The sequence below is a fragment of the Candidatus Infernicultor aquiphilus genome (assembly GCF_002784285.1).
Taxonomy (GTDB): Bacteria; Atribacterota; Phoenicimicrobiia; order Phoenicimicrobiales; family Phoenicimicrobiaceae; genus Infernicultor; species Infernicultor aquiphilus.
The window spans coordinates 1-3,886 of the sequence record NZ_PFKO01000071.1; the positions used below are offsets into that span (position 1 = coordinate 1).

Annotated in this window: 3 protein-coding genes and 1 pseudogene; all 4 read left to right on the forward strand. The window is 33.8% G+C overall.

Annotated elements, in window-relative coordinates:
* Positions 1-267, forward strand: a pseudogene (locus COZ07_RS02015) (hypothetical protein); the annotation flags it as partial.
* Between the two features lie 129 nt (positions 268-396).
* Positions 397-843: a MarR family winged helix-turn-helix transcriptional regulator gene (locus COZ07_RS02020; RefSeq protein WP_406606928.1), complete on the forward strand. Its 447-nt coding sequence runs from the start codon at positions 397-399 to the stop codon at positions 841-843.
* A gap of 40 nt (positions 844-883) precedes the next feature.
* Positions 884-2,272, forward strand: coding sequence for an MATE family efflux transporter (locus COZ07_RS02025; protein WP_406606929.1), 1,389 nt, complete (start codon positions 884-886; stop codon positions 2,270-2,272).
* A 14-nt stretch (positions 2,273-2,286) separates the two neighbouring features.
* A partial coding sequence (locus COZ07_RS02030; RefSeq protein ID WP_406606930.1) for a YgiQ family radical SAM protein occupies positions 2,287-3,886 on the forward strand: 1,600 nt, incomplete at its 3' end.

The following is a 3,886-nucleotide window of genomic DNA, read 5'->3' on the forward strand; positions in this document are numbered from 1 at the left end:
TATGCCATTATCACTTCATTTTTTACTTTTTTTATAATGAGTATTATATGGGGGAATACTATTTCCATGCTCTTCATGCTCTTTAATCCAAGTGCTGACTTTAAGAATTTTGGAATTCCACTAATCCTTTATGATCCGAAATTAAGCTTTATAGGATGGTTAATTTTAATGATATTTATATCTCCCTTCTTACAATTATTAACTACAATTTTTGCTGCTTATTTAACTTTATTAAGGTGGTCAAGGAATATTAGCTACCATTTGTAATTTTTTTACCTGATCCTATTTCGCCTATTGACGAGATTATATTTTTATATTATAATGTTTTTCATTCTAAATATTTGTATAAGAAATATATTTATCCAAAGTATATTAGGAATAAGGAGGGAAATGATAATGTCCGAATTTGAAAGCAGTTCTAAAATTATTAACCTGATTAGAAACCTCAATAAATCTATGAGGCATAGGTTTCATGATTTTATGCAGGATTCAGGACTTACCTTCCCTCAACTTTCGGTAGTATCAACTTTAACTAAAAATGGAGAATTAAAGGTAAGCGTACTAAGTGATAAGATAGGGTTGTCTGATAGCACCGTCTCAGGAATCCTGGATAGACTTGAACAGAAAAATATCATTAGACGTGAGCGCAACCAAGATGACCGACGAGTAGTAAAAATCGCCTTGACCGAGGGAAGTCAGAAATTTTGTAAAGACTTTCATAAGAGAGCAGAAGAGCATTTTAGTAATTTACTTAAAAGGCTTTCCGAACAGGAAATAAAAGATATAATTAAAGGTCTGGAAACTCTTAATAGCGTACTCTCTAATGGCGAACACCCTATATAAAATAAACCTAAAATAAAAAATCATACTAGGAGATAATTTTATGAAACAGATAAGCACTAGACTGGGAGAACAAAAAATAAGTAAACTTTTACTAAATTTATCTTTACCGGCAACTGTTGGCATGTTGGTAAATGCCTTATACAATCTGGTTGATACCATCTTTGTGGGAAGAGGCGTAGGAGCTATTGCTATTGGGGGATTAACCGTAGCCTTTCCTATTCAAATGATAATTATGGCTTTTGCCATGATGATAGGAATTGGTGCAGCCTCTGCCATATCCAGGAGTTTAGGGGAAAAGAATATAGAAAGAGCAGATTATGTTGCCGGCAATTCCTTTCTTTGTGTAATTATCTTGAGTGCCATAATTTCTGCCCTTGGTCTTATCTTTACCGAACCAATGTTAAGAATTTTCGGTTCAACAGAAACTATCTTGCCTTATGCTAAAGATTACATCAAGATAATACTTTGGGGTAGTATTTTCTTTTCCTTTGCTATGTCTTCTAATAATTTAATCAGAGCCGAAGGTAATGCTAAAGTAGCTATGGCCAGCATGCTCATCGGTGCAATATTGAATATCATCTTAGACCCCATATTTATATTTATCTTTAAATTAGGGGTTAAAGGCGCTGCCCTGGCAACTATTATTTCTCAATTTATTTCTTTTCTCTATATATTAATCTATTTATATAGTGGTAAAAGTTCATTAAAAATAAAATTACACCATCTAAAACCTAAGATAAATATTATAAAAGAAATATTTGCCATAGGATCTGCTGCTTTTTCCAGACAGATTAGTGGGAGTGTAGTAGCCATCGTGGTAAATAACTCTCTGAGGGTTTTTGGCGGAGATATAGCCTTGATAATTGTTGGCATGCTCCAGCGGATAACTATGTTTATGTTTATGCCCTTATTCGGGGTAATACAAGGAATGCAGCCCATAGTAGGCTTTAATTATGGAGCGAAAAAATATGATCGGCTAAAAGAAGCGGTAAAATTAGCGCTTATTACCGCTACTGCCCTGGCCACTTTTAGCTGGCTGATAGTAGAGCTATTCCCGGCTGCGATTATAAGTATATTTACTACGGATACGGAAATAATTACTAAAGGTTCTATAGTAATTAGGATAGCAGTTTCGATGATACCATTTATCGGTATACAGATAGTAGCTGCTGGCCTATTTCAGTCTTTGGGAAAGGCAGTCCCTTCTTTGGTATTATCTTTACTTAGGCAAGTTTTGCTCTTTATTCCATTAGTTATTATTTTACCAAGAGTTTGGGGATTAGGAATTATGGGGGTTTGGATGGCCTATCCTGCTGCCGATATTTTGTCAGCTATTCTTACTGTCTTATACTTAAGAAGTGAGTTAAAAAAGATGGATTTCTGGTTTGATAGTAACCTGGTTAGAGAGGAGTTATCTAATTTAACTTAACAAGGAGATAATAGATGTTTTTACCCACTAGCAGAGAAGAGATAAAAAGATTATCCTGGAAAAAATTAGATATAATTATAGTAACCGGGGATACTTATCTAGATAGCCCCTATATTGGCGCTGCAGTTATAGGAAAGGTACTATTTGCGGCAGGCTACAAAGTAGGTATTATCGCCCAGCCAGATTTAAATAGTGAAATAGATATAACTAGACTGGGAGAACCGGCTATATTTTGGGGAATCACTGCTGGTTCAGTAGACTCGATGGTGGCAAATTATACTGCTTTGAAGAAAAAGAGGAGAAAGGACGATTTCACTCCCGGAGGAGAAAATACTAAAAGACCTAATCGGGCAACCATAGTTTATTGTAATTTGATAAAAAAATATTTTAAAAATACTAAACCACTTGTTTTAGGTGGAATAGAAGCGAGTCTGCGCCGGATAACCCATTATGATTATTGGGATGATAAAATAAGAAAATCCATACTCTTTGATTCGAAAGCAGATATTTTAATCTATGGTATGGGAGAAAAATCTGTTTTGGAGCTGGCCGAAAAATTAGAATCTGGTGAAGATTTTAAAAAGATCAGAGGTTTATGTTATATCTCTCCTCAACCCCAAGAAGGTTTTATAATTTTACCTTCTTATCAAGAAGTTCAAGAAGATAAACAGAAATTTATTACTATGTTTCACGACTTTTACCTAAATAACGACCCTCTAACCGCTAAGGGTCTCTGTCAAAAGCAGGATAGTAGATATTTAATTCAAAATCCACCTAATTATCCTCTATCTCAGAAAAGACTTGATCAAATCTATGATTTGGATTATGAAAGAGAAGTTCATCCTTATTATAGAAAAGATGGTTCGGTAAAAGCTCTTGAAACTATAAAATTTTCTATTCCCACTCATCGAGGTTGTTATGGCGATTGCAATTTTTGTTCTATAGCGGTTCACCAGGGTAGAACTATTCAGCAAAGAAGCGAAAAGTCTATTTTAAAAGAAGTGAAATTACTGGCTTCAATGAAGGATTTTAAGGGATATATTTTAGATCTAGGTGGACCTACCGCAAATATGTATGGAATAGAATGTCAAAAGAAATTAAAATTGGGAAGTTGCCCGAATAAGAGATGTTTATATCCTCAGATTTGCGCGAATTTACAAATAAATCATCAGGCACAGATAGAAATTTTAAAAAAAATAAGAAAAATTAAAGGAATAAAAAAAGTATTTGTTGCTTCAGGGATACGCTATGATATGTTATTGGAGGATCAAAAATATGGAGAAGAATATTTACGCGAATTAATTAAGCATCACATCTCCGGGCAACTTAAAATTGCTCCCGAACATATTGAAGATAATGTCTTAGAAAAAATGGGTAAACCTGACCAGGGATATTTAAAAAAATTTAAAGATAAATTTTTCCAGATAAATAAAGAACTGAAAAAGAAACAATTTTTAACTTATTATTTAATAGCTGCTCATCCAGGTTGTAAAGAAGAGGATATGCAAAGATTAAAAAAATTTACTTCTCAAGAATTAAAGATTAATCCAGAACAGGTACAGATATTTACTCCCCTTCCATCAACCTATTCTACCCTGATGTATTACACGGAAA

What these genes read in the sequence shown, in the direction of transcription:
- COZ07_RS02025 (WP_406606929.1), top strand. Translation starts at nt 884, where the DNA reads ATGAAACAGATAAGCACTAGACTGGGAGAACAAAAAATAAGTAAACTT.
- COZ07_RS02020 (WP_406606928.1), top strand. Translation starts at nt 397, where the DNA reads ATGTCCGAATTTGAAAGCAGTTCTAAAATTATTAACCTGATTAGAAAC.